Origin of the sequence: Mesorhizobium sp. ES1-4, assembly GCF_020164745.1 — a bacterium.
Taxonomy (GTDB): Bacteria; Pseudomonadota; Alphaproteobacteria; order Rhizobiales; family Rhizobiaceae; genus Mesorhizobium.
Genome location: NZ_JAIUGV010000040.1, coordinates 1 through 2,081, shown reverse-complemented (window position 1 = coordinate 2,081; position 2,081 = coordinate 1). Strand labels below are relative to the sequence as shown.

At 59.2% G+C, this 2,081-nt stretch carries 1 protein-coding gene and 2 pseudogenes; 2 read left to right on the top strand and 1 reads right to left on the bottom strand.

Going from position 1 to position 2,081, the window contains the following annotated elements:
- Positions 1-565: 565 nt before the first annotated feature.
- Positions 566-794, bottom strand: a pseudogene (locus LB556_RS31515) (hypothetical protein); the annotation flags it as partial.
- Between LB556_RS31515 and LB556_RS32145 the strand changes: the two are divergent.
- Positions 764-1,548 (top strand): annotated as a pseudogene (locus LB556_RS32145) (DUF1173 family protein). The pseudogenes LB556_RS31515 and LB556_RS32145 overlap by 31 nt on opposite strands.
- Entirely contained in the window at positions 1,484-1,741 is a 258-nt protein-coding gene (locus LB556_RS31805; protein ID WP_318011363.1) for a DUF1173 family protein, read from the top strand. The pseudogene LB556_RS32145 and the gene LB556_RS31805 overlap by 65 nt, the downstream one beginning before the upstream one ends.
- The last annotated feature ends 340 nt before the right edge of the window (positions 1,742-2,081 follow it).

Below are 2,081 nucleotides of genomic sequence, written 5' to 3'. Positions count from 1 at the left end.
ACATCACTTACCCCTAATATAGTCCAATTCAGCGAAAAGCTTCTCTCTTTTTTGAACCTGACCCGAGGGGGCTGCCGAATGATGTCGAGCCCCCGTTTTCGACATTCGCCAGTGCAATTCACAACCGTGCGAAGGTGGTACCTAGCGTTGGGTGGTGCATTTCTCGAGCCATTGAAGTAGCAGCTCATTACGCCGCTCCCGGGATAAACGAGACGCCGCTCCGCCGGGGGCGGGAAAGGCCGCATTCTATCCCCGACAGCGCCATTTCCTCTCGATGCAGGGCGTCAGACGGGCAGTCTTATGTTCATTCGGACCCTACAGCGACTCTGAAGCGTACTAAGTTCAGTCTCCTCGGCCGGGCCTGAATGGACAACCTCCCGAAAGCTGACATCCTGGCCGGGCCCGGAGGCTTCGAGCAAATAGATCATCGGACCCTCAACGATCTGCTTGGGTAAGGCCAGTGACGAGGTCGTTCCGCCCCGGGGCCGAGGCGCTGGAATATTCGAATGCCACGTGGTTGGCAGGCAATGTGACACAGACATGATCAGCGTGCCGAGGCCGAGGGCATAATCGTCGCCAACTCGTCGACGAAGGCGGGCTCGAAAGTGGCCAGACGTCCTGCGCCATGCCGATGAGCGGCGTTGCTATCGACTGGTGAGCGCCGCCTTCCGGCGCCAGCGTCACGCCTGAGGGTGTGGCGACGACGATGAAGCGAGCGTCCCGGTAGCAGGCTTGGTTCACGCATCGAGCCCGCGCTCGATGAATGGGTCATAGAGCGTTCCAACCGGCAACAGAAAAGTTCAAAACAGGCAATACCCTCGACCCCGAGAGCGGCATGGCGGCGCTCAAGCTGGATTTCAGCCTGTCGAAGGTTGGCTCCCGATCCGCGCCCGTTGGTGGCTCCAGTGGTGCGGACAGCATTGCTGGAGACACGAAGAAACTCTCGCTGCGCAGCCTGCTTCATTATCTCTGGCACAAAGCCGAGTTGACTGTCTGGACCGCCCGGTGGGCTGGCAAACGTCACTGGTGGAACATCCGCTGGCACCTCATCGAAGCCGCGCGCCAAATGACGGTCAAGGGGGGCCGCTGAGCGATGTGCTATTCGTGCCGGAAGCGTTTCGGTCTACCGACAAGACGGCGATCGAGCAGCGACGTGCGGCGTCGCTGGAACCCGCGCGTCCGCCAGCAAACGGTGCCAGAAAGCTGATGATCTTCATCGGCGAGCTCAAGGAATTTGTGCCGGCGCGCAGCGGTCAAAAGCTGATCGTCAAGCATATGCCCGGTTTCGTGTTCCTGCTCGATGACGTGCTTCACCGACGGCTGCAAGCTCGTTTCGAAAGCGAGTTTGCGCTCTGGGGCGCGGATGAGACCTCTCACCTGATTGCGATCGCGACCTTCAGTCTCAGCCCGGCCGCACTCGCGGTCATTGAAGAGATGGCACTGATGGTGGTGGCGGAGAATTGGGTGCCGTCCGAGTCTGCTTATGAGAAGGTGGTCGATGCCCGTTGCGCGGGTGAATACGCGAAGCCTGAAGGGTTTGCGCTATAATTTGCCGGCAAATCGGCCAACCGCGACAGCCATCCTGCAGCATCAGCCGCGGCCTGTCGCGGTCTACCTTATCCCGTCCTCGATGGACTCTGCCTTTGACGCGGCCGTCGACGAGTTGATCGCATTGCGCCCCGAGATCGATGCATGGATGGGGCGCGTAGCGGATGGGGAAATGCCGCTATTGCCACAGTAAAGCCGCGCCAAAATTAGAACCAAAGGGACGGCCTCGTATATGCAAACGGCAATTCTGTGCCATTGCAATATTTCCGGCCGTTGGTATCATTCGGTCATCGGCCGTCTACTCCTCCCAGATGCGATGCCGACATTGAGGTAGCGCACCTCCTCCCGCGCTGCTTTCGAAAATCGAGCCCGCTGCCACCTCCTCCCGGCAGCGGGCTTTTTTCGTTTTGAAGGAGACAGATCAGGCCAACGCATTGGCGCCTAAAGCCTGTCGCGTTTAAAGGATTCAGGATTCCCCTTGGTTTGAGTTCGTGATTCATTGCGGTTGAAAGGAGATCGCAATGGGCAAGCCG

Bases quoted from the DNA above. Each gene is read 5' to 3' on its own strand.
- LB556_RS31805 (WP_318011363.1), top strand. From the start codon at position 1,484: ATGAGAAGGTGGTCGATGCCCGTTGCGCGGGTGAATACGCGAAGCCTG.